The 22,866-nt window shown below is 60.7% G+C and carries 21 protein-coding genes; 9 read left to right on the top strand and 12 right to left on the bottom strand.

All coding sequences use genetic code 11. The features are described from left to right. Positions 1 to 12: 12 nt before the first annotated feature. The 3 genes from NXC24_RS14510 to NXC24_RS14500 all read right to left on the bottom strand — a co-directional run bounded on the left by NXC24_RS14510 (position 13) and on the right by NXC24_RS14500 (position 2,004). The gene (locus tag NXC24_RS14510) at positions 13 to 777 is read right to left on the bottom strand and encodes a phosphatase PAP2 family protein (RefSeq protein WP_104823934.1); all 765 of its coding nucleotides are present in this window, start codon (positions 775 to 777) and stop codon (positions 13 to 15) included. A 189-nt stretch (positions 778 to 966) separates the two neighbouring features. Then, positions 967 to 1,455 carry a cupin domain-containing protein gene (locus tag NXC24_RS14505; RefSeq protein ID WP_104823933.1) on the bottom strand — a complete coding sequence of 163 codons (489 nt, stop codon included), beginning with the start codon at positions 1,453 to 1,455 and terminating at the stop codon, positions 967 to 969. Positions 1,456 to 1,626: 171 nt separating this feature from the next. After that, positions 1,627 to 2,004, bottom strand: coding sequence for a VOC family protein (locus tag NXC24_RS14500; RefSeq protein WP_104823932.1), 378 nt, complete (start codon positions 2,002 to 2,004; stop codon positions 1,627 to 1,629). A gap of 297 nt (positions 2,005 to 2,301) precedes the next feature. Between NXC24_RS14500 and NXC24_RS14495 the strand changes: the two genes are divergently transcribed. Then, a complete protein-coding gene (locus NXC24_RS14495; RefSeq protein ID WP_104823931.1) occupies positions 2,302 to 2,697 on the top strand; it encodes a YciI family protein in 396 nt (131 codons plus the stop codon). 31 nt (positions 2,698 to 2,728) lie between these two features. Next, complete coding sequence (locus tag NXC24_RS14490) at positions 2,729 to 4,000, top strand: RNA polymerase sigma factor (protein WP_104823930.1); 1,272 nt, start codon at positions 2,729 to 2,731, stop codon at positions 3,998 to 4,000. A 109-nt stretch (positions 4,001 to 4,109) separates the two neighbouring features. On the opposite strand, the gene NXC24_RS14485 is transcribed toward NXC24_RS14490, so the two are convergent. Next, on the bottom strand, positions 4,110 to 5,510 hold the full coding sequence (locus tag NXC24_RS14485) for an MFS transporter (protein ID WP_104823929.1): 1,401 nt from the start codon (positions 5,508 to 5,510) through the stop codon (positions 4,110 to 4,112). 121 nt (positions 5,511 to 5,631) lie between these two features. Here NXC24_RS14485 and NXC24_RS14480 point away from each other — a divergent pair, with 121 nt between their 5' ends. From NXC24_RS14480 to NXC24_RS14450, 7 genes are all read left to right on the top strand, one after another. After that, a complete protein-coding gene (locus tag NXC24_RS14480) occupies positions 5,632 to 6,627 on the top strand; it encodes a LysR family transcriptional regulator (RefSeq protein WP_104823928.1) in 996 nt (331 codons plus the stop codon). Positions 6,628 to 6,646: 19 nt separating this feature from the next. Then, positions 6,647 to 7,165 carry a GNAT family N-acetyltransferase gene (locus tag NXC24_RS14475; RefSeq protein ID WP_104823927.1) on the top strand — a complete coding sequence of 173 codons (519 nt, stop codon included), beginning with the start codon at positions 6,647 to 6,649 and terminating at the stop codon, positions 7,163 to 7,165. Positions 7,166 to 7,293: 128 nt separating this feature from the next. Next, positions 7,294 to 8,403 carry a hypothetical protein gene (locus tag NXC24_RS14470; RefSeq protein ID WP_104823926.1) on the top strand — a complete coding sequence of 370 codons (1,110 nt, stop codon included), beginning with the start codon at positions 7,294 to 7,296 and terminating at the stop codon, positions 8,401 to 8,403. A gap of 396 nt (positions 8,404 to 8,799) precedes the next feature. Next, positions 8,800 to 9,372 (top strand): PE-PGRS family protein, encoded by a 573-nt coding sequence (locus NXC24_RS14465; RefSeq protein WP_104823925.1) that lies wholly within the window; start codon positions 8,800 to 8,802, stop codon positions 9,370 to 9,372. A gap of 124 nt (positions 9,373 to 9,496) precedes the next feature. Continuing rightward, on the top strand, positions 9,497 to 11,236 hold the full coding sequence (locus tag NXC24_RS14460; RefSeq protein ID WP_104823924.1) for a type I secretion system permease/ATPase: 1,740 nt from the start codon (positions 9,497 to 9,499) through the stop codon (positions 11,234 to 11,236). Beyond that, entirely contained in the window at positions 11,233 to 12,675 is a 1,443-nt protein-coding gene (locus tag NXC24_RS14455) for an HlyD family type I secretion periplasmic adaptor subunit (RefSeq protein ID WP_104823923.1), read from the top strand. The genes NXC24_RS14460 and NXC24_RS14455 overlap by 4 nt, the downstream gene beginning before the upstream one ends. 113 nt (positions 12,676 to 12,788) lie before the next feature. Continuing rightward, positions 12,789 to 13,067 (top strand): transposase, encoded by a 279-nt coding sequence (locus NXC24_RS14450; protein ID WP_028751823.1) that lies wholly within the window; start codon positions 12,789 to 12,791, stop codon positions 13,065 to 13,067. Position 13,068: 1 nt separating this feature from the next. Here the strand turns inward: NXC24_RS14450 and NXC24_RS14445 are convergent, their stop codons facing one another. From NXC24_RS14445 to NXC24_RS14410, 8 genes are all read right to left on the bottom strand, one after another. After that, a complete protein-coding gene (locus tag NXC24_RS14445; RefSeq protein WP_104823921.1) occupies positions 13,069 to 13,788 on the bottom strand; it encodes a response regulator transcription factor in 720 nt (239 codons plus the stop codon). Between the two features lie 626 nt (positions 13,789 to 14,414). Next, the gene (locus tag NXC24_RS14440) at positions 14,415 to 15,611 is read right to left on the bottom strand and encodes an acetate/propionate family kinase (RefSeq protein ID WP_104823920.1); all 1,197 of its coding nucleotides are present in this window, start codon (positions 15,609 to 15,611) and stop codon (positions 14,415 to 14,417) included. A 184-nt stretch (positions 15,612 to 15,795) separates the two neighbouring features. Further along, a complete protein-coding gene (cydX, locus tag NXC24_RS14435; RefSeq protein ID WP_104823919.1) occupies positions 15,796 to 15,921 on the bottom strand; it encodes a cytochrome bd-I oxidase subunit CydX in 126 nt (41 codons plus the stop codon). Between the two features lie 21 nt (positions 15,922 to 15,942). Continuing rightward, positions 15,943 to 17,097, bottom strand: coding sequence for a cytochrome d ubiquinol oxidase subunit II (gene cydB, locus NXC24_RS14430; protein ID WP_104823918.1), 1,155 nt, complete (start codon positions 17,095 to 17,097; stop codon positions 15,943 to 15,945). A gap of 5 nt (positions 17,098 to 17,102) precedes the next feature. Continuing rightward, positions 17,103 to 18,704, bottom strand: coding sequence for a cytochrome ubiquinol oxidase subunit I (locus NXC24_RS14425; protein ID WP_104823917.1), 1,602 nt, complete (start codon positions 18,702 to 18,704; stop codon positions 17,103 to 17,105). A gap of 80 nt (positions 18,705 to 18,784) precedes the next feature. After that, the gene (gene cydC, locus NXC24_RS14420) at positions 18,785 to 20,476 is read right to left on the bottom strand and encodes a thiol reductant ABC exporter subunit CydC (RefSeq protein WP_104823916.1); all 1,692 of its coding nucleotides are present in this window, start codon (positions 20,474 to 20,476) and stop codon (positions 18,785 to 18,787) included. After that, a complete protein-coding gene (cydD, locus tag NXC24_RS14415) occupies positions 20,473 to 22,227 on the bottom strand; it encodes a thiol reductant ABC exporter subunit CydD (protein WP_104825175.1) in 1,755 nt (584 codons plus the stop codon). The genes cydC and cydD overlap by 4 nt, the downstream gene beginning before the upstream one ends. Before the next feature lie 3 nt (positions 22,228 to 22,230). Beyond that, the gene (locus tag NXC24_RS14410; protein WP_104823915.1) at positions 22,231 to 22,806 is read right to left on the bottom strand and encodes a GbsR/MarR family transcriptional regulator; all 576 of its coding nucleotides are present in this window, start codon (positions 22,804 to 22,806) and stop codon (positions 22,231 to 22,233) included. Between the last annotated feature and the right edge of the window lie 60 nt (positions 22,807 to 22,866).

The following is a 22,866-nucleotide window of genomic DNA, read 5'->3' as shown; positions in this document are numbered from 1 at the left end:
GCAACATTGCGCTCAAGGCCGCTGCGATCTGGGGCCGAAAATCTCGAAAACGGTCAACATGGCTGCGAAGATGACCAGCGACAAAAGCCAACCGAGGACTGCATCGGAGAGATAGTGGGCACCGGTCAGAACACGCATCGTCGGCATTATGATCGACGCGACGGCGAGCGGCACTCCGAGAGGAAGACGCCAGCGCGGCGGCAGCAGCAGGACGAGACAGAGAAGCCATCCGGCCGATGATGACTCTCCGGAAATGAAAGAACAATTCTTCAGGCATTGGCCGGCAAACGAGCCCGCCTCAACGAAATTGAACACTCCACCGAAGAGATCGGTATCGCGGGGGCGCGGCCGGCCGGAGAACGCTTTCAGGATCAGATTGACGATGACGCCGCAGCCGAGGGCAAGTGACAGGAGTGCCGCTACGCACTGGTTGACTTTTGGTGTGCGCCAATGGGGTCCGAGTTTCCTCCAGGACAAGTAAATGACGGCGAGCAGCACGACCACTGCGATATAGGGTAAAACGAGCGTGATGGAGCGCAGATTGACGAAGAGCCGATCCCTGTCATAGCCAAACATGCCGCAGACATCGCCGACCGGGTCTGCCGAAGCGCAAGGCCCATTCGTAAAGACGCTACCGGCGACGGAAAGATCGATCTGGGGAAATCTGTTGAAGAGAAGAAGCAGCAAACACCAAAGTGCGGATAGTGCTAGGAACGAGGCGAGCGGCCTTCCGAACGACGCCGCACGTTTGGGGTAGGCAACATAATCTTCATACATCAGGAAACGCCGTCTTCCGTCATCGCATACAGGAATGGGACGAGGGTCCGTCGGCCTCGAAACGCACTGATGATCTTCGCCCATCATTCCCTACGGCAGAAGCCTGACAGTAGCCTGAAACATCAAATGCTTACGACCCACGGTTTCTCCTTTTGGTGAATGAACAGTAGATTTCCGCGATTGCGGCGATTACCGAGCGCGATCATTTGCGGAGCGAGCGGAGAGGGCCTCGGTTTCGTCGTTGACGATTCCCAGCCTTGCCTCGATGACAGCAATCTCTTCGGGCGTATCCGCGCCTGTCGCTTCGATGTCTATGAAAAGTTGTTCACATCCGCCGGGCGTAACAGTGACGAACATCTGGCCGGTTTCGTCGCTGATGTTGCGCCAGCTATGGCGCACATGTGGGGGCAGCGCGACGACGGTGCCGGGAGCGGCATCGAACCCCTCTTCGCCGCACTGGAAGCGGTATGTGCCACGAATGATGCGAAATACCTCCATCTCGCGCGTATGGGTGTGCGGCGCGGGTCCTTGGCCGGGCGCGGTGAATGTTTCCCACATGCCCATGGCGCCATTTGTATCCGCGGCGGTTGCGTGAATGACGACGGGGGCGCCGAAGGGCGTGCGGGCGATCCGTTCAGCGCCCGGCCGAGAGATAACTGCCTTGCTGAATATCGTCATGTCTGCCTCCAAGGTGAAGGTTACAATAGGATAGCACTGATATTCTCGGACGAAGGCGAGGAGATTAGCACGGGACAGCTCAGGATTGAAGGCGGGCTTGTTTTGTATCCGGCGGAAAATCCTAGCCGAGGCCCGCCTGACCGGCGCTTCTATTGTATTTCTATCCGCAGATTATTCGCCGGTCTGGAAGTAAGCTTCGAGGCGATAACCGTCGGGATCGATGATGAAGGCTGCGTAATAGAATTGGCTGTAGTCAGGCCGGATGCCAGGCTTGCCGTTGTCCTCGCCGCCGTTGGCAAGCGCGGCGGCGTAGAAGGCGTCGACCGCCGCCTGGCTCGGCGCGACGAAGCAGAAATGCAGCCCGGAGCCGCGATCGGCCGGAACCGGCCGCTCCACTTCCATGACCCAAAATTGCGCCCGCTCCGCGCCATATCCGATCGTGCCTTCGAAATTCGACAGCCGCTCGTAGCCGAGCGGTGCCAGTGCCGCGTCGTAGAATTGCCGCGCTCTGTCCAGGCTTTTGACACCAATCGAGATGTGATCGAACATAAAACAGGCTCCTGTTGTCGGCTTTCGCGGCTTCATGCTTGCCAGGGCTGAAGGTATTATCATCCCTTCAAATCCAATGGCTTCGGCGTTGGCTCCAACCATCTTTCAACGACCGTTCGAAGTCAATGAAGAGTGCGGGGAAGAGCGCGGCGCCTGTTTGGGATCTTGAGCCAGAGGCGCCTTCGATGCATTTTTTCAAATCGTCTGTCGATTTTCGAAGGACTGCTTCGTCGTTGTATTGAGCGAGACAATTCAGCGGCACTGGCGCCAGCGGCTCGCCTCGAAAGGAATGGTCAAATGCGTTTCATGTCTATCATCACCTCCGCTCAAATCGGCATGCCGACGCCGGAGCTCATGGAAGCCATCAGCAAGCTCGCCGATCGCGAGACCAAGGCCGGCCGCATGATCGACACCGCCGGGCTTATGCCGATGGAAACCGGGGCTCGCGTCAGCATCAAGGACGGCAAACTCGTCATCGTCGATGGCCCGTTCGTTGAGGCAAAGGAAGTGGTTGGCGGCTATGCGATCTTCGAATTTCAGAACAAGGAGGAAGCGTTGGCGCTGACGGTCGAATTCATGCAGCTCCACATAGATCACATGCCGGGCTGGGAGGGCACGTGCGAGGTTCGTCCGTTCTTCACGCCGGATATGTACCCATGCAGCGCGCACTCGGTCGCGGCCGAGGTCGCGTGAGGCGAGCGGCCGAAAGAGGGAATAGGCGGCCATGACGGCCGCCAACGCCCATCGCACGATCCTCGCCGTCTGGCGGATCGAGCAGCCCCGGCTGATCACCAGCCTGGCAAGGATGTTGCGCGACGTGCCTTTGGCCGAAGACCTGACGCAGGAAGCGCTGTTGGCGGCTCTGGAACGGTGGCCGGAGACGGGTGTTCCGGAAAGACCCGGTGCATGGCTGATGGCGACCGCCAAGCGCCGCGCGCTGGATCATATGCGCCGCCGCGAGATGCTTGGGCGCAAGCACGACATGATCGCCCGGGATATGGACGAGGAGCAGCAGGCCATGCCCGATTTAGACGCTGCCCTCGACGACGACATAGGCGACGAACTGCTCCGTCTCGTTTTCACCGCCTGCCATCCATTGATATCGCGGGAGGCCCGGGTCGCCTTGGCGTTGCGGATGATCTGCGGCTTGACGACAGAGGAGATCGCGCGGGCTTTTCTGTTGCCGGAGGCGACGATCGCACAGCGTATCGTCCGCGCCAAACGAACCCTTTCGGAATCAGGTCTCGCCTATGAGACGCCCCGCGGCGAGGAGCTCGCGCAGCGGCTCGCCTCCGTGCTGGAGGTCGTCTATCTCATTTTTAACGAAGGCTATACGGCGGCGCGCGGCGAGGACTGGCTGCGGCCTCAGCTCTGCAACGAAGCACTGCGCATGGGCCGCGTGCTCACCTCGGTCTCTCCAAACGAACCCGAGGCACATGGGCTGCTGGCGCTGATGGAGCTGAACGCCTCGCGCGCTGCGGCGCGCACCGACGCAGCGGGCGAGCCGATCCTTCTGCTGGAACAGAACCGTGCCCTTTGGGATCAGCTCCAGATCCGGCGAGGGCTGCGAGCACTTGCGCGGGCACGGGATCTCGGCGGTGCAAGCGGTGCTTACGCTCTGCAGGCGGCCATTGTCGCCTGCCACGCGGAGGCCAGGACAGCCGAGGCGACCGATTGGGCGCGCATAGCCGGGCTCTATGCGAAACTGGCGGCGGTTGTGCCTTCGCCGATCATCGAACTCAATCGCGCCGTCGCGGTTGGCATGGCGGAAGGGCCGGAGGCTGGGCTGGCGATCGTGGATCAGCTTGCAGACGAGCCGGCGCTCAGGGGATATCACCTGTTACCGAGCGTTCGCGGCGATCTGCTGCAGAAGCTTGCTCGCCATGAGGAGGCGAAAGCCGCTTTTGAAGCGGCGGCAGCCCTGGCCGGAAACCAGCGGGAACGCGACCTGCTGATGCGGCGTGCCGCCGAGGCGGCGGCACTGTCGTCATCATAATATTTGCCGGGGCAATGGCCATTTCCTTCGACAATCAGCTTCGGGATAGTCGACGCTGGCTGATTGCAAATACCCGCACTCAAGACGGTGCGGGTATTTGCGACACCAACTATTCCGCCGCCTGATAGACATTCGAACGCGACGTCGATGTCCTCGGGCCGACCGCCGCCAGCAATGTCACCGTAGCGGCCAATATCGCGACGAAGGCGGTGCCGGCGATATAGGGATTCCAGCCGAAGCTTGGTGCCGCGCCGAAGGTGGCGGATGCGGCTGCCAATACGATGCCGCCGCCGATCTGGAAGGAGGCGAACAGCAGCCCGGAGGCCAGGCCCGACTTATCGTCTTCGACATCGGAGAGGGCGGCCACCTGCACCGACGGATAGGTCATGGCATAGCCGACGCCGAGCAATAGCTGAGAGACGGCGACGAGCAGGATCGGATTGATGTTTCCGACCGAGAGGACCCAGAAGACATAGCTGATGGCTTGCAGCCCGACGCCAAGCGTCATCAGGCCGGTCGTGCCGCGATTTTGCCCGATCGCCGCAAATCGTGGTGCTAGGAACATGACACAGACGCCGCCGAAGGCGAAGGAAAAGCCAGTAGCGAAGGCCGACCAGCCGACGACGTCCTGGTAGTAGAGCGTCGCGATGAACTGGAAGCCGACATAGGAGCCCTGGAAAAGAGCGGCAATGGCGTTGGCATGGCTGAGCTTTGCCCGCCGGAAGATGGCAAGCGGCACCATCGGATCCCTATGCCGGGCCTCGACCAGCAGGAAGAGCAGGATGAGGACCACCGCCGCGACCAATGCTCCCCAGGTCGGAAATGCCTGCCAGCCCGCGGCTGCGGCGTTGGTAATGCCGAAGACGAAGAGCAGCAATCCGGGCGTGATCGTCAGCGCACCGGCCCAGTCGAAGTGCGGCCGCGGCCCAGTGCGCCGATGATCGGTAGGCAGGACGAAGGGCGCAAGCATCAGTGCGAGGATGGCAACGGGCGCGCCCATGACCAGCGTCGCCCGCCAGCTAATGATGGTTGCGGCGCCGCCCAGCACCATGCCGAGCACAAATCCGGCAGCGCCGGTGGAGGAGAATACGCCGAGCGCCTTGGCGCGGGCGCTTCCTTCCCCAAATACGGACAGCAGCAGAGCGAGTGCCGCCGGCGCGGTGAAGGCTGCGGCTATGCCCTTGACCAGACGTGCGGCGATCAAGGTCGGCGCGCTGTCGACGAAACCGCCGGCGATGCTGGCGGCGGCGAAGACGCCGAGCGACCAGAGGAAGACGCGGCGATGGCCGAAAAGATCGGCAACGCGGCCGCCGAGCAGCAGAAAGCCGCCATAGCCGAGCACATAGGCACTGACGGCCCATTGCAGCGATGTCGCCGGAATGCCGAGCTCTGTCTGGATTGCGGGCAGGGCTACGCCGATGGTGGAGACATCCATGGCGTCCAGGAAGTTGGCGGCGCAAAGCAGCAGCAATGCCAGCCCGGCTCCGCTTCGTGGTTTGGAATAAATCATCGGGATCGTTCCTTCGTATGCTGCCGCCTCTCGGGAGGTTGGCGGGCGGCAGGGAACGAGAAAATGTACAGCTTCCAACCCTATTGCAAATTGATAGTAACCATGTCAGGTATTACTGGTGATGATGAATGACGCCACGCTTCGAAAGATCGACCTCAATCTGCTGCTCGCCTTTTCCGTGCTCATGCAGGAACGGAATGTGAGCCGTGCCGCCGAGCGCCTGCTGCTTGGCCAGCCCGGCCTGTCCGCTGCTCTGCGCCGGCTGCGCGAGACGCTCGATGACGAATTGTTCGTGCGCGTCGGACGCGGCTTGCAGCCGACGCCTCGCGCTCTTTCCATTGCTCCGGCCATCGAGGATGCGCTTTCGGGCATCGAGCGCGCCATCCGCCCTCCGGCGGCCTTCGATCCCGGAAGCTGGGAGGGTGAGTTCCGCGTCGGGCTATGCGACAATTTGGAATCGGCTTTCTTCGGGCCACTGGCGGCGCGGTTGCGGAAGCTGGCGCCCGGCGTTCGATTGGTCAGCGTGGCGTTCGACAGGCGCGATGCCGCGCGTCTGCTGGACGAGGGAGCCTATGAGTTCAGCATCTCCGTGCATGACGAACCCGCCTCCTGGCATATTCGCGCGCCTTTGTTCGAACAGGCCTCGTTGTGCATCTACGATGCCCGGCATTTGAAATGCACGATGCCGCTGAGCCTGAAGCAGTTCGCGAATGCGCCGCATGTGACGGTGTCACTCGAGGGCGCCATATCGACCAATGTCGATGTCGCTCTTGCACGCCTCGGCCATCGCCGCCAGGTGGTGGCGACAGTGCCGCGTTTTTCCGCTTTGCCGCCGACATTGCGCGCCATTCCGGCCATTGCGACCGTTCCGGAGTCCATTGCCCGCTGCATGGCGCAGCTTCACGATCTGACGATTTCAGCGCCGCCGTTCGAATTGCCGGCGGACCCGGTGACGATGCTCTATCGCCGCGTCGATCAGGCCGACAGCCGGTCGGTCTGGCTGCGTCGCTTGTTCGTGGAAGTCGTGGCGGAAGCGCTGAAGGCGAGTGGCTGCAGCATGGGCGTTTCCACGGCTGCCTGCTGCTTCGACAAGGTTCCTTTGGACGAGGCAGTGTGAATTTCGAGAGAGTGGTCCAATGCCATTACCTTTGGTTCGACGCACGAAGCGCTTGCTGTTGCGCATGCCGGTTGAGGCCGACCTCGACTTCGTGACGGCCCTCTTTGCCCGGCCGGAACTCGTCGCGCACCGGCCCGATCCGAGGCCGGATACGCCGGACGCAAGTGCGCGACGGCTCTCTCGTGACATGGATCACTGGCCTCACCACGGGTTCGGTCGCTGGGCTGTCGAGGCGGACGGCAGGCTGATCGGCTTCGGCGGCGTGACCGTGTCGAAGGAATTCGATGGCCTCAATCTGTCCTATCATCTGCATCCGGATAGCTGGGGACACGGCTATGCGACCGAGCTGGTGAGGGAGGCTTTAGCGTTTTCATTCAATGACTTGCATGCCGAGAGAGTCATCGGCCTGGTCCGCTCGGTCAATGTCGCTTCCAGACATGTTCTGGAAAAATGCGGCTTCGCCTTCGAGCGTGAAGTCATGCTGCACAATGCGCCGACCAATCTCTTCGTGCTCACCGCCTACGGCCAAAAAGTATGACCGCCAAATGGCTGTTATCCTGCCCATATGGGCGTAGACGAATTGCAGGCTCTTCTTTTTGTCCGTCCCATTCCACAATGGGGTTCGACAATCCGCGCCATGCGCGAGAGTGCAAGGGGGAGACCGCGATGACGGAAACTCGTCTGACAGGGGAAGACGCGTCCAACGCGAGCATGAGTCAAAACGTGCTCTCCGGTTCCGGTGCAGGACATCTGGCGCTGGTTCCCACATGGATGCCGTTGGATCTTGCATCGAACCAGAACGTCAATTCCGCAGGAAGCGGCGGCGACGGAATCGCGACCGGCATTATCAGCAGCAATCCCCTCGCTATCTTCACCCCATCCAACATGGCGATAGCCGGCCCTCATTCGACAGCGGACGCCTTTCAGGGCAATGGTGCGCTTATCAATCAACACTCCACCGAAATGGCCGGCCTTGGCGGCGATGGCGGCAGCGGCAATATCGCGCTCGGCGGTATCGGCAGCACCTCCGTCAACCATGCCGGAACCGGCGGCAACGGCCTGTTTTTCGGCGGTATCGTGAGCTCTGATGTTGCCGTCTTCGCGCCGGTGAATACCGCCGTTGCTGGCGGTGAGGGATCCGTGGCGCATTCGGAACAGACGAACAACGCAGCGTTTCTGCAAGGCGCAACCCAGATCGGCGGCGTCGGCGGCTCGGGCGGCGACCATAATCTGGCCGCTGGTGGCGGAGGGACGGAGAGTGCCGCCTCAAGTGCCGCAAACACCCTCATTTTCAATGGTGACAACTATGCTGGCCATGGTGGCGACGGCCACTTCATCGGCAGCATGATCGATGTGAACGTCGCCATCTTTTCGCCAATCAACATCGCGGTCGGCGCTGCTGGCGGCTCGGCGGAAGCTCATCAGACGAACGATGTGATTTTTGACCAGGGCGGTATCCAGATGGCGGGTATCGGCGGCAACGGCGGCGGTTTCAACCTGTCGTCGGACACGATCTTCACCGGAAACAGTATGGGCGGCGGTGGCGGAGCGGGTTCTGCGAACGGAAGTTTCGTCGATGTCAGCATCGGGTACTTCCATCCCATCAACATTGCCGTTCCCGCCGGCGGCACGGCCGACGCCCAGCAGATCGACCATATCCTCACCGATCAGCATACGCTGCAACTGGCGGGCATTGGCGGTCATGGCGGTGAGGGTAACCTGACGGATGCCCATTCGGCTCTCGTCGATGACATCCTCAATTTCATGCATAGCTAGGTCGGCTGAGCCGTTCAGAGACTGCTTTATCTTTTGTTTTTTCGCAGTTGCGGATGGAAAAGCCGCTCAGCATTTTTGTCGAAATTGCGTCAGAAGCGCGTGTTCGCTGGAACACGCGCAGATCATTTCAGTTCCGCGTTCCAACTCTCAACGGAAGTGTTCGTGGAGAGCATCGCCCCCTTTTGCGAGCCCCGTGCCTGCTGTTATTTCGGCATAACCATTTGGGATACATCCTCTTTCCCGGCCATACCCCACCCAAAGGGACATCTCCGAATATCCGGCTGGTTCACCGGTTGAATTGCGAGCACTGTCTGCAAGCGGTTTTCTTGCCTGGTAATGACGTACCGGCATCGGGCCGTGGGAGACTTTCGGACCGAATAGGAGAGGAGTTAAACTATGCCTATTCCACAGATAACTGATACGATCAATCTCACCGATCCCACTGCAGGCAACGCCAATGCCGGCAATGGCGGCGACGGATACGGCAACGGGAATATTCACTACGATCCCACTGCCTATGTCAATAACTACCAGGACGTCTACGGGGCCTCAACTGATCTCCATAATGGCGATCACGTTCACCAGATGGCTGACTGGGATGCCGGCGGCGGCGGAGCTGGCGGATTGGCCCAAGCTTATAACGCCGCGCTTTCCGCACTCACCGCAACCGGTGGAGCTGGCGGGAGCGCCACTTCGAACGGTAGCCAAGGCTCTGTGAGCGGCGGCGACGTAGCAGCGGTTTCTGCAGCCACGACAGCCACGCAAGACACTACATCGTTGATCGACCAGCATGCCACCATCATATCCGGCATGGGTGGCAATGGCGGTAACGGCAACACGGCACTAGGCGGTAGTGTATCGACTGCGTTGGTTCATACGGACACCATCAGCACGGCCGTATCGAATGCCTTCGATCATTTCGACAATTCTTTTGGCGGCAGCATCGACGTGCACCACCTCGGTACGTGATCGATTATGCCAACCGGCCCGTGAATTCGGGTCCTGAGGATCGCAGGTTCCGGCCAGCGATCCTCGTATTTATGACAGTTCGACCAAGCATTCGCCTTGTCATAATCCGGAGCTGCGAGATCTGATGACGCCAACAAATCTTGCACAAGCCCAGCGCCAGCAGACACAACTGGTCATAGCCCTTCGGGCCTGCGCCGGAGCCTTCGGCTTGGTTTTTCTTTATAGCTGCGGCTACAATCTCTTTCTTCTCGCCCCTTCCATCTATCTCTTGCAGATATACGATCGGGTGATGTCGAGCCGCAGCATCGATACGCTGATAATGCTGACGCTCATCATCTCGGTTGCGGTAGTGGTCGGCTCCACTCTTGATATTGTGCGCAGAGCAGCACTTTCGCGCATCGGCAGTTGGCTGGACCATCGATTGCGTCCGGATGTCCTGAACGCTTCATTCGAATATGCGTCCCGTGCAGATAGCAGCGTTGCGGCCGATTGTTACCGCGACCTTGCCTCGCTGCGCCAGTTCCTCGATTCGCCGGCAAGTGCGCTTCTCTTCGATATTCCCTGGGCGCCGATTTTCCTGCTGCTGCTCTTTCTCGTTCATCCCCTGCTGGGTGCGATCGGTCTTCTAAGTGCAGTCGCTCTCCTGTCGCTTGCCCTCCTGACGGAACTGGCGACACAGCAGCCGATCGCGCAGGCCAATCTCGCGCTGTCCCGAAGCTATGGGCGGCTTGCGACCGCTCTCCGATATATTCAGGTGATCCGCGCCATGGGGATGCAGGACGGTGCGGCGCAAATCGTCTATCGCGATGCCGAGGCGGCCAGAAAAGCGCAAGACACCGCCATGCACCGCACTGAGATCATTCTGGGATTCTCGAAGTCCATCAGGACATTAACGCAGATTCTGGTCATGGGGGCAGCCACATGGCTGGTGCTCGAGGATAACAGCAGCCCCGGCATCATCTTTGTCGCAAGCCTGTTGCTCGGCCGCGGTCTTGCGCCGGTCGAGGGCGCGATCGGCGCGTGGCGCTCGTTCGCGTTTGCACGTAACTCCTTCAATCGTCTCAACAAGATGCTGATCGTGGTTTCTTCGCAGGATGATCTCCGCACGATACCTGTCCCCGATCCCAGCGGTCTCATCCTCGACAATGTCGGCTACGCCCTGCCGTTTGCCGCCCGACCCATATTGAAAGGCGTCACGCTGCACCTGATGCCAGGTGACTGTGTTGCGCTCATCGGCCCGTCCGGGTCCGGGAAGTCGACACTCGGCCGGATCATGGCCGGCGTCCTGCATCCGACAAGCGGATGCACGCTCCTGGGCGGCGTCGACATTTCTGCGCTGCGCCTCTGCGCCAACACGCGTCATGTCGGCTATCTGCCGCAGGATATCGAACTTTTCGGTGGAGCCATCAAGGATGTCATCGGACGCCTGGATGGCGCAGATCCCACCAGGGCCATCGAAGCGGCAAAGCTGGTCGGGCTGCATGAGACCATCATGCGGCTGCCGCAGGGCTACGAGACCGACATAGGCGAAGGGGGAAACCTGTTGCTGCGCGCTCAGCGGCAGCAGCTCGGATTGGCGCGCGCCGCCTACGGCAATCCCTCGCTGGTAGTGCTCGACGATCCGAATTCCAGTCTGGACTATGAAGGCGAACGCATCCTCTTCAACGCGATCGAACGCATGAGATCCAGGCGAATGATCGTGGTCATCATTACCCACCGAATGGGAGTTCTTCCCGTCACCAACAAGATCGCGATCATGCGCAATGGCATGGTCAATGCGTTTGGAGAAAGCGAGCATATCTACGACACCTATCTTCGCCCGCCATCGCCGACGCAGACACTGGAAGGAAAGGCCGCGTCATGACCACCATCCTTCCTTCCAGCGCCCCAGCTAAATTCATAAACGCGTCAAACCCAAGCAGCCGGTCTGCCCAGAGATTGGAAGCCGCCAAGAAGTTCCTGAGCTATGCCCCGGTCCTCGATGCGGATTTCATGAGGCTGGCGCCGCCGTCACCGATGCCGGTACTGCGGTCGGTGAAGCGGACTGGCAACCTGCTGATCTGCATCTTCATCCTGGGGTTCGGGATATGGTCGCTTCTCGCTCCGCTGAAGAGCGCAGCGGTCGCGTCCGGTGTCGTGGAGCCGGAGTTCAGCCGCAAGACCATCCAACATCTGGAGGGCGGAATCATCAGGCAGATTCTCGTCAAGAACGGCGATGCCGTCACCTCGGGGCAGGTGCTCATCCAACTCGACGATACGAAGTCGCGGTCGGAGCGCGACAGTGTTCAGGGGCAACTCTGGGACGCCGAGGGCATGCATGCGCGCCTGGTTGCCGAAGAGAGCGGTACCGACCAGATCACCTTTCCACCGGACCTTGTCGCGTTGATGAACGACACTCCGTCGGTCAGAGCCATCATGGTTGGGCAGCAAAGGATATTCGAGACGCGCCGCCAGGTGATGCTGTCCGAGATAGGGATCACGCAGGAGAAGATGAGGCAGGTCCAGCAGGAGATCATCGGGCTCGGCGCGCAGAAGGCATCGCTCGCCGACAGGGCCGAAATCTCGCGGCAGGAGATGGAGTCGGCTACCAGCCTCGTTTCCAAAGGAGCTGAGAGAAAGAGCAGGATTTTCAACCTCGGACGCGAGAAGGCGGATATCGACGGTCAAACCGGCGAGGTGGACGCCCAGATATCGCGCGCCTATCAGGTGATCAGCGAGGCACAGGCCAATTTGGTGAAACTGCAGAGCGATCGGCTGAATGAAGTCGCCCAGGGTCTGCGAGATAGCGAAAGCCAGATCCTGCAGTTGAGCGAACGTTTGCGGGCGATCGACGATCAGCTTGCCAGAACCGAAGTCCGGGCGCCTGAGGACGGGGTAGTCATGGACCTGCGTTTCCATACGGCAGGCGGCGTGGTCGGCGCGGGCGAACCGCTCGTCGATCTGGTGCCGCGCGAAGCCCATCTCGTGATATCGGCACATGTACGGCCGGAGGATATTAATTTGGTGCATCCGGGGTTGGAAGCACAAGTTCATCTTCTACCTTATAATCAGAGGCGTGTTCCGCTGCTGAAAGGTATAGTGGATTATGTCTCGGCAGATCGCCTTGTCGATAAGCAGACCGGTCAGGCCTACTATGCGGCGACGATCCGCGTAACAGACGAACGATTGGCGAAGATGCACGATGTCGCGATGGTTCCGGGCATGCCCGCCCAGACATTGATTGAAACGGGCAAGAGCAGTGTCGCGTTTTATGCAATCAGACCGCTTCTGGATAGCTTCAACAGAGCGTTTCGTGAGGACTGAAGCGAAACCCGGAGCAGGGCTCGGAAATGCGACGCGAATATGGATTGGTACTCCCACCATTCCTTCCTGGCGCCTCTGAATTTCTAGCATGTCGCCGTCGAAGGGACGCAGTGATGGGTAAACGAAAATTCAATGATGACAGGATCATGGACATTCTGAAGGAGCATCAGGGTGGCATGACGGTGACGGACGTGTGCAGCAAATACGGGATCAGCGAACCGACCTTCTATCGGTGGCAATCCCTGCAGCTCAAGAATGTCGGCTTCGACGTCAAAAGGCTGAAGGCTTTGGAGGAGGAAAACCGGAAGCTCAAGAAGCTCTTGGCTGAAACCATGCTCGCAGCGGCAACGTTAAGCGAAATGCTTGAAAAGACATCCAAGGAAAGCGCTTAGTTTACGATGCCGCCGCATCATGTCCGTTGGTTAGCCTGTAACCCAAACGGGCGACGACTTCGGTCCGGTTCTGGACCTGCAGCTTGCGCATGATGTGCTGCACGTGCATTTTTACCGTGTGGCCCGAAAGGTTGAGCTTTCCTGCAATCACCTTATTCGAACAGCCACGTTGCAGTTCGGCGAGCACATCCGCTTCGCGCGGCGTGAAGTCGGCAAGATCGGGACTATGCGCCCGCGCCTCTATCATCCTTTGACTATCATCATGAGAGTCGGCGTGCCTGGCTAAACCGTTCGTCAGCGCATCCAACGGCTGCGGGTAGAATATGCCGCCCGCGAGAACCAGCCGCAGCCCGGCAAGCGCGATCTCTATGGGAATGGAGGTGGTGAAAAAGCCACGAATGCCCATTTTCAGCGCCTGGGACGCGATAGAGGCGTCATCCGTACTCGACAACAGTGCGACCGGCGCTTCGGAAAAGCGTTCTGCGATAGCCGTGAGATCGTCCAGCAGTCCCGCGCTTTCTACGCTCCTGCCCTCCAAGCCCAAAGCAATCAGACGGACGTCCATTCCGAGAGCCCTATCAAGACTCTCAGTAGAGACCATATCAACAAACTCCCAGCCGACGAGTTCGTGCTCGAGAAGCTTCACGATAGTCGTACGGGCAAGTGTATGGTGGTCTATGATGATGACCGTCGGAGCATTGCGCCCGATCCGGCGTTTCATTCCTGAACTGATGGACACGTGTTGCCCCCCAAGGATAAATGCGTTCCATCTAGGCCCGCGAATATTATACCGCTTGTTGTGTCATGTCATGATAAAATGGGGATTAATCCGCCTGCAACCCAGCGTGACGCAATATAAGCATCTTCTAATCACAACCTTTGGACGTATTTCTATGATCCTGGGGGACGCTCTCGCAAGGCCGTTTTCAGGTGCTGTTTTTTGAATATCCGCCGCCCGAAAAGCTTGACTACAGTAGCGCGACAATAGTCACCATCAGTTGATAGAGAGGCGAGAGCTATTGAAAAATAAGGAACGTTAGGGTCGTTCGGCGCTATCCCAGCGAACGGGCAAGGCGGGATCACCCAATCCCGTATCTGCGTTCGGCCCGAATGTCGATGCTTGCGGAGGCTGCGATTCAACGTTGGATGGAAGGTTATCAGAGTTCGCTATCTTGCTCCTGTTACCGGCCGTCTTCTGCGGACGGTTCGGGGTGTGCAACGCAATGTAAGATTCCGCACATATCCTATCAACAAACTTGCTAGACTTTGATCGGTATCCGATAAATTTGTGGGTCGAGGCTTCGAAGGTCTTTCGAATACGAAACTATCGCCGATCGAGCGCGATACTTATGATCTGGATCGCTCGCCCGCAAAAATCGACAGGGCCTCATCGGCAATGATCTGCTCTTCGTCCGTCGGAATGACGAAAGCTGTAATAGAACTTGATGATGTGCTGACGATAGGCGCGTTGGCGGCGTTCGCGTCCTCGTCGATCTCAAGGCCCAGCCATCGCAGGCGGTCGCAGATATCAGTGCGAATTTCCGGCTGGTGCTCGCCGATGCCGGCGGTGAAGACAAGACTGTCCAGGCCGCCGAGCGTCGCCGCCATTCGCGCGACCTCGCCGGCAATGCGCAGACAAAACAGATCGATCGCCTCTCGCGCTTCCAGCTTCGAGCTTTTCAATAGGTCGCGCGTGTCGGCGCTGATGCCGGAGACACCGAGCAGACCGGATTTGTGATAGAGCATGTCTTCCACATCTTTCGGCGTCCTGCCTTCCGGCCCAAGAAGATGCAGCAGCACGCCGGGATCGAGATTGCCGCAGCGCGTCGCCATGGGAATGCCGTCCAGCGTCGAGAACCCCATGCTGCAGTCCCGGCTTTCGCCCTTGTCGAGGGCGCACAGGCTGGCTCCGCTGCCAAGATGGGCGACGATGACCCTGCCGGCCGCGGCCTGGGGTGCCCGCCGCCGCAGTTCGGCGGCGATGAAGGCATAGGAAAGGCCGTGAAAGCCGTAACGTTTGATCCCTTGATCGTGCAGCGTGCGCGGAAGGGCGAAACGGCGAACGAGATCGTTCTGCGTAGCGTGGAAGGCAGTGTCGAAGGAGGCAGTCTGTGCGAGCGCCGGTCGCAAATGCTTGACGGCGCGGATCAGGCGCAGCGCCTGTGGCTGGTGCAGGGGCGCGAGCACGGTCAGATCCTCGATGTCGCGGATGCGGTCTTCGTCGAGGCGCACCGGGCCGGTGAACATATCGCCCCCATGGACCACGCGATGGCCGATGGCGTTTATCGCGGACATGTCGAAATGCTCGCCGAGGATGCCGAAAGTTTCCTCCACGACTTCGTGTAAGTGCTCGACCGCATCCGTTTGCAGAGAGCGATCGAAGGTGGCCCGGCCTGCCGTCAAATGGAAGGCGAGGGGTTGAAGGCGAAAGTCGATCTGGCCCTTGCCGACGCGGCAGGCTTTGTCTTCCCGGACCTCGAACACGCCGATTTTGACGGTCGAGGAGCCGGCATTGAAAGTCAGAAGCAGGTTTCCGCTCGTCATGGGCCGGTCTCGTCGTGAGAGTGAGAGACTTAAATTTGCCGCCATATGCAAAGCGAAGACTGGAACGCCACCAAACCGCAGGATTCATAGCGGCAAAAGATAATTTCGGCTGCTGTTTGTTCCATTGGAACCGAAATGTCGGGCCAGGCGCGACGAACCCGCGCCTGGCAAATCGGCAAAATCTTCAGGGAGCCTTCTTCGGCCCCCCTTGTGTCTTTGCATTGTCGTCGACGAGTTCATACCACATTGCATTGAGGACGGCGAAGGCGGCGGCTAGGGGGAAGCCGAGGAGCCAGGCGAAATACCACATGTTCTTTCTCCTTCTTTGAGATCAGTAGGCGTGGCCGCCCTTGTCGTTGACCGTCTCGGCGTCGATCTTGCCCCAGAGAACCCGGTAGACCCAGGCCGTATAGAGAAAGATGATCGGCAGGAAGATCAGCGACACGACCAGCATGATGAACAGTGTCATATGGCTGGACGACGCATCCCAGACCGTGAGGCTGGAGCGCGGGTCGAGCGAGGAAGGCAGGATGAAGGGAAACATCGAGACGCCGACCGTCGAAATGATGCCGAAGATGGCGAGTTTGCTGAAGAGCAGCGGTGTCACTTCACGGCGGGCAAGCATCGACAGAAGGGCTGCGATCGCGCCGAGGAAGCCGATGATTGGAGCGACCAGCATCCAGGAATGGCTGGCATAATTGCCGAGCCAGGCACCGGCCGCGTGATCGACGGTTTTCAAAAGCGGATTGGACGGCCCGATCGGGCTGATCTCGCTGGTGATGCGGTAGCCATCGACGCCGTACCACAGGGCGAGGCCGCCGAGGGCAAAGAGCACGATCGTTGCGAGCGCCGCCAGGCTGCCATAGCTGCGGGCCCGCTCCGCTACGATGCCATTCGTCTTCAACTGCAGCCATGCCGCGCCGTGCATGACAAGCATGGCGACGGAGAGCAGACCGCAAAGCAGGGCGTAAGGATTGAGCAGGCCGAAGAAGGAGCCTTCGTAATAGATCCTCATATCGTCGGCGAAGCGGAACGGCACACCCTGCAGCACATTGCCGACAGCGACACCGAAGATCAGCGAGGGGACGAAACCGCCGATGAACAGCGCCCAGTCCCAACCGGCCTTCCAGCGAGCGCTGTCCCGCTTGGCGCGATATTTGAAAGCCACCGGCCTGAGGATTAGTGCGAAGAGGATCGCGAACATCGCCAGATAAAAGCCGGAGAAGGAGACCGCATAAAGCGGCGGCCAGGCGGCGAAGATGGCGCCGCCGCCGAGGATCAGCCAGACCTGATTGCCTTCCCAGGTCGCGCCGATCGAATTGATGGCGATGCGCCGTTCGGTATCTGTCCTGGCAACGAAGGGCAGGAGCGTGCCGACGCCGAGGTCGAAGCCGTCGGTCACCGCAAAGGCGATCAGCAGAACGCCGAGCAGCAGCCACCAGATGACACGCAGGGTTTCGTAGTCGATCAATTCATGAAGGATCATGGTGGTTACTCCGCAGCGGGAACGAGGGTTTCGGAAATGAGGTCGGCTTCCGGCTCGTCATCCGGTTCCGGGCCCTTGCGAATGGCCTTCACCATCAGCGTCATCTCGATGACGATCAGCACGGTGTAGAGCGCAGCGAAGCCGAGCAGGGTGAGAAGCACGCTACCGGCTCCGAGATTGGAGACGGCGGCGGCGGTTGGCAGCACGCCTTCGATAACCCAGGGCTGGCGGCCGAACTCGGCGACGACCCAGCCAAATTCGATGGCAACCCAAGGCAGCGGAATGGCAAGAACGGCGATCCTCAGCAACAGGGGGTAACGGTCGAGCTGGCGGCGGGCCGAGAGCCAGAAGAAGGTTACCGTCAGCAGGATGAAGAACATGCCGAGGCCGACCATGATGCGGAAGGACCAGAAAAGGGTCGGCACGTTCGGAATGGTATCGCGGGCGGCCTGATCGATCTGGGCGTCGGTCGCCTGACGGGGATCGTCGACATAGCGCTTCAGAAGCAGGGCGTAGCCGAGCTCATGACCGATATCCTCGAAGGAGGCGCGCGCCTGCTCAGTGGAGGTGTCCTGCGCCGTCGTACCGGCGGCGGCCGGTTGGGCGGCGCGGATCTTCATCAGCGCGTCATAGGCCTTGATGCCGTCGCGGATGCGGATCTTCGCCTGCTCCTCAAGCTGGGTGATGCCGGGGATTTCGGTGGTCAGCGAACGGGTGCCGATCAGGCCCATGACCCACGGAATGTGCACGGCATAATGGGTCTCGCGCGCCTGCTGGTCCGGAAAGCCGAAAGCCGTAAAGGCGGCGGGCGCCGGCTCGGTTTCCCACATGGCTTCGATCGCAGCGAGCTTCATCTTCTGATGCTCGGTGGACAAATAGCCGCTTTCGTCGCCGAGGACGACGACCGAAAGAGCCGAAGCCAGGCCGAAGGAAGCGGCAACCGTCATCGAGCGCTTGGCAATCTCGATGTGGCGTCCCTTCAGCATGTACCAGGCCGAAACGCCGAGCACGAAGATCGAGGCGCAGACATAGCCGGCCGATACGGTGTGAACGAACTTCGCCTGGGCGACCGGGTTGAAGACGACATCGAAGAAGCTGGTGATCTCCATACGCATCGTCTGCGGATTGAGTGCCGAACCGACCGGGTTCTGCATCCAGCCATTGGCGATGAGGATCCAGAGGGCGGAGAAGTTGGAGCCGAGCGCAACCGCCCAGGTTGCTACGAGATGCCCGACCTTGGAGAGCTTCTCCCAACCGAAGAAGAACAGGCCGACGAAAGTTGCCTCTAGGAAAAAGGCCATCAGCCCTTCGATCGCCAGCGGCGCGCCGAAGATATCGCCCACATAGTAGCTGTAATAACTCCAGTTCATGCCGAACTGGAATTCCATGACGATGCCGGTGGCGACGCCGAGCACGAAGTTGATACCGAATAGCGTGCCCCAGAATTTGGTCATCTGGCGCCAGATCTGCCGCCCGGTCATGACATAGGTCGTCTCCATGATGGCAAGCAACACGGAGAGGCCGAGCGTCAGCGGCACAAACAGGAAGTGATAGAGCGCCGTCATGGCGAACTGCAGGCGCGATAGCGCCACGATGTCGAGTTCCATAATTTTTCTCCCACGGTCCCACGGGGTTTGGTCGATACGGCGTTATTCGACACGCCGTATTTATACGTTCAGTTTGCGCCTCAGTCCGGCCGCAGCCGGTTCAGGATGGCGTCGAATTCTGGTTCGCCGCGCCGCGCCGTTGCCGTGACCCGGCCGCGTTCGAGCATGACGATGCGGTCGGCGATCGCGGCTTCGCGGCGTATGTGCGTGGCAATGACGAGGCTGCGGCCAGTGGCATTGCCGGCGATCTCACGCAAAACGGCGCGCGCGGTGTCGCCATCGAGCCCTTCCGTCGGTTCGTCGAACAGCCAGAGCGGCGTGTCGCGCAGGAAAAGCCGGGCAAGTGCCAGCCGGCGCGATTGACCGCCCGAGAGGCCGATGCCGCCTTCGCCGAGGCGGGCCGAAAGCCCTTTTGGCAAAGCCTTGATGTCGGCAAGCAGGCCTGCGGCCTCCAGCACCTGAAGAAGCCGTTCGTCGCTTGCATGCGGGTCGGCGAGCAACAGGTTGCCGCGGATCGTATCGTCGAAGAGCTCGGTGCGTTGCGTCAGTGTCGTCGCCTCAACGCTGGTGATCGTGCCGGACGCTGGAGCGATTTCGCCGGCAAGCAGCGCCAATATCGTGGATTTTCCGGCGCCGCTGGCGCCCACAAGCGCAATCCGCTCGCCGGTGGCCAGCGACAGGGAAAGGGCCTCGATTGCCCGATGCCGGGCGCTTTCGTACCTGGCGCTAACGGCCTCTAACTGGAATGCATAACCTTCGTGCGGTAGTGCGGTCTGAGAGGCTGCCTTTTCCGGGGCGAGGCGCGGGGCAATACGCTTGACGGCAAGCAGCGTGCGGCCGAGCTCCAACGCGCCACGACGCAATGCCGCGAAAGGTTCCGTGGCGGCAAAGGCGACAAGCAAACCGAAGGCGGCGGCCGGAGCGCCGATGACTCCCTGTTTTGCCAGAATGGCGACAGTCAGAAGTGTGGCTGTCAGCAGAAGCGTCGAGGCAAGCGAGAAGCCGACGCCCACGGCGTTTTCGATCCTGTTCAACGCATGGTCTGCTTCCGCGAGCCGCCGGTCGGCATTGCCGACGGCGATGCGTTGCGCCTGCAGGCGGCCAGTCATGGCGAGATCCGTCTGGCCGGCGATCAGATCGATGATACGCGCGCGGAGCGCTTCCATCGCGTGGGCACGGCGGCGTCCGGGCTTCATTGCCATCCGACCGGCGATCAAGGGGATGCCGAGGCCGGTGGTGACGAGCCAAAGGCCGACCAAGGTCCCGAAGAGCGGCTGCATTAGACCCAGCGCAATGCCAACGGCGAGCGCCGACAGCAGAGCGACGCCTGCCGGCAGCAGCACCCGCAGGTAAAGCGAATCCAGCGCATCGATGTCGGCCGTGAGCCGGAACAGCAGCTTGGCCGGTCGGCGCATCATGGCCGCGGCGCTGCCGGGCGTTGCCCAGCCGCGAAAGAGCCTTTCGCGCAATGCCGCGAGAACGCGCAGGGTTACGTCATGGGTCACCAGCCGCTCGCCATAGCGTGCCGCCGTGCGGCCGATCGCGAGCAGGCGGATGCCGGCCGATGGCGCGAAGACGTCGAAGACGATGGCAGTTGCAGCCGAACCACCCGCAAGCGCGGTCGCGGTGATGAACCAGCCGGAGAGGCCAAGCAAACCGACGCCAGCCAATACGGCGAATGCCGACAGCGCCGCGCCGAGACAGAGACCGCGTCCGCGTTCGGCATGGAACAGGCGGATAACCGGGAGAAGCATTGAGAGGCTCCGTCTCATGCCGCAATCTCCTTGTGATGGGGTTCAAGCCCAATGGTGCGGTCGAGGCGTGATGCAAGCAGCGGATCGTGTGTCGCGACGATCAGTGTCCGTCCCTTCGCCAGGGCCAATAAAGCTTCGGTCACCTCGGCGGCGGTGGCGGCGTCGAGATGGGCGGTCGGTTCGTCCGCGAGAATGATGCCGGCCGCACGGTTGGCGGCCACGCGGGCCAGTGCCAGCCGGAGCGCTTCGCCGCCGGAAAGGCCAAGGCCGCTTTCGCCGACCGCGGCGATCTCGTTTGCAGCAATCACGGTGTCCAGGCGCACGGCACGCAGCGCATCGTCTATGGCGCCGTCGTCGATATCGGGACGTCCAAGGCCGATATTTCTCTTCAGGCTACCGGAGAAAATATGCGGCCGTTGTCCGATCCAGGCCATGCGCTGGCGAAGGGGAGCGGCACTGTTCTTCGTCAGCGGGACGCCGCCGATCCTGATCACACCGGCTTCCTGTGGCGCAAGTCCCGCGATCAAGGAGAGGATAGTGGTCTTGCCGGAGCCACTCGCACCCCAAAGGGCAACATGTTCTCCGGCCGCAACGTTGAGACCGAGTTTGTCGATCACGGCCGGAAGATCCGGCGCATAGCGGAAGATGAGCCTGTCGATCTGCACGGAGGGAGCAGCAAGCACCATCCGGTCGTCGCTGGCGTCTTGTTCATCGGCATCGAGAATAGCAGTTCCTTGCGAGGACAGAGCGTCGAGTGCTGCGAGCGCCGCTTCGCCATTGGCGCGATCATGCCAAACGGCCGAAAGTTCGCGTAAGGGTTCGAAAAAGGCCGGTGCGAGCAGAAGGATGAAAAGCCCTTGCGCCAGGCTCAGCCGGCCATGCCACGTACCGACATCGATCGAGCCCAGCAGGCTGAAGCCGATGTAAACGGCTGTTGCTGCGACGCCTAGGGCGGCGAAAAGCTCGAGAACGGCGGAGGACAGAAAGGCGATCTTCAATACCGCCATCGTGCGCTTTCGCAGAGAGTCCGCATCGGCGCGCAACCGTGTGGCCGTAATATCGACGGCACCGAGCGCCCGGATCGTCGCAAGCCCACGCAGGCGATCGAGCAGAAAGGCGTTGAGGCCACCGGTTTCGGCCAGTTGCTTTTCACTGGCAGCCTTGGCGCGCCAGCCGATCAAAGCCATGAAAATCGGAATGAGCGGTGCTGTGACAAGCAGAATGAGCCCCGCGATCCAGGAAACGGGAAAGACGCAAGCGAGGATGACGAGGGGTACCGCGCTCGCCTTCATGCGCACCGGCCGGAAACGGGCGAGATAGGGAACGATCGCCTCGGCCTGTTCGCCGACGACGCTCGCGGCGAGACCGGAGGCCGGCTTGCCGATATCAAGGGGCGAGCGGGCAGCGAGTGCCGCAACGGCGCGATTACGCCGCGATGTCAGCTCGTCTCTCGCTGTGCGGAAGGCGACACGTGCGCCGGCGGCATCAAGAGCGGCGCGAACAAAGCCAAACGCCAGTACCGCCAGCGCTGCCCACACCACGTCCATCGTGCTGCCGCCGTCGCTTATGACGCCGATGCTGAAGGCGAGGAGGGTTGCCTGCGGAATCCAGATCAGCGCCGCCGCGGTTTGCAGGCCTGCAGCTAGCAAAAGCCCCGCGGGCTTTCGGCTCCGGGCGGCCTGACTTCGTCTCGCAGCCGGCGCGGCTTCGGGCACCGCCTTCTGGGTTTCTTCCGGAGTGAGATCAGGATCGAAGAAAGCCGCAGTCATCATTCAATCCTCTTTTGTCGTTTTGGAACGGCGGCGGCCGAGCGAGACGACGCGGTCCTTGGCCTCCAGCAGCTTCGTTACCTTCGAGCCGAGCAGCAGGAGGGTCGCGAGCCGCTCGGTCTCCAACTGCTTGACGTCCTCGTACCAGTTGGTCAGGCGCTCGATCAGGCCGTACATCTCGCTCATCCGCCCCTGCGCATAGCGTTCGGTGTCGCTTGCCGGCTGCTGCATCAGGATTTCGCGCAGCATCGAGAGCGTCGGATCGACCTCGCGCTTCTTGCGCTCTTCAGCGAGCGTGCGCAGGATCTGCCAGACATCATCCGGCGTCGTGAAGAAGTCGCGGCGGTCGTCGGGCTTGTGCTTGAGGAGCACGAGGTTCCAAGTCTGCAATTCGCGCAAGCTCATGGAGACGTTCGAACGGGAAATGCCGAGGGCTTCGACGATTTCCTCCGCGCAAAGCGGTGCCGGGGAGACGAAGAGCAGGGCATAGATCTGTCCGACCGTGCGGTTGATGCCCCAGCGCGAACCCATTTCCCCAAAATGAAGCACAAAGGATTGTACGAGAGGCGGAAGATTCATGGTGATACCTCGTTGTCAGTGATTTCAGAAATTTCTGAAATCACTGTAACTATAAGCCGG

Origin of the sequence: Rhizobium sp. NXC24, from assembly GCF_002944315.1 — a bacterium.
Classification (GTDB): domain Bacteria; phylum Pseudomonadota; class Alphaproteobacteria; order Rhizobiales; family Rhizobiaceae; genus Rhizobium.
The sequence above is the reverse complement of the archived record's forward strand: the minus strand, read 5'-3'. Positions and strand labels throughout refer to the sequence as shown.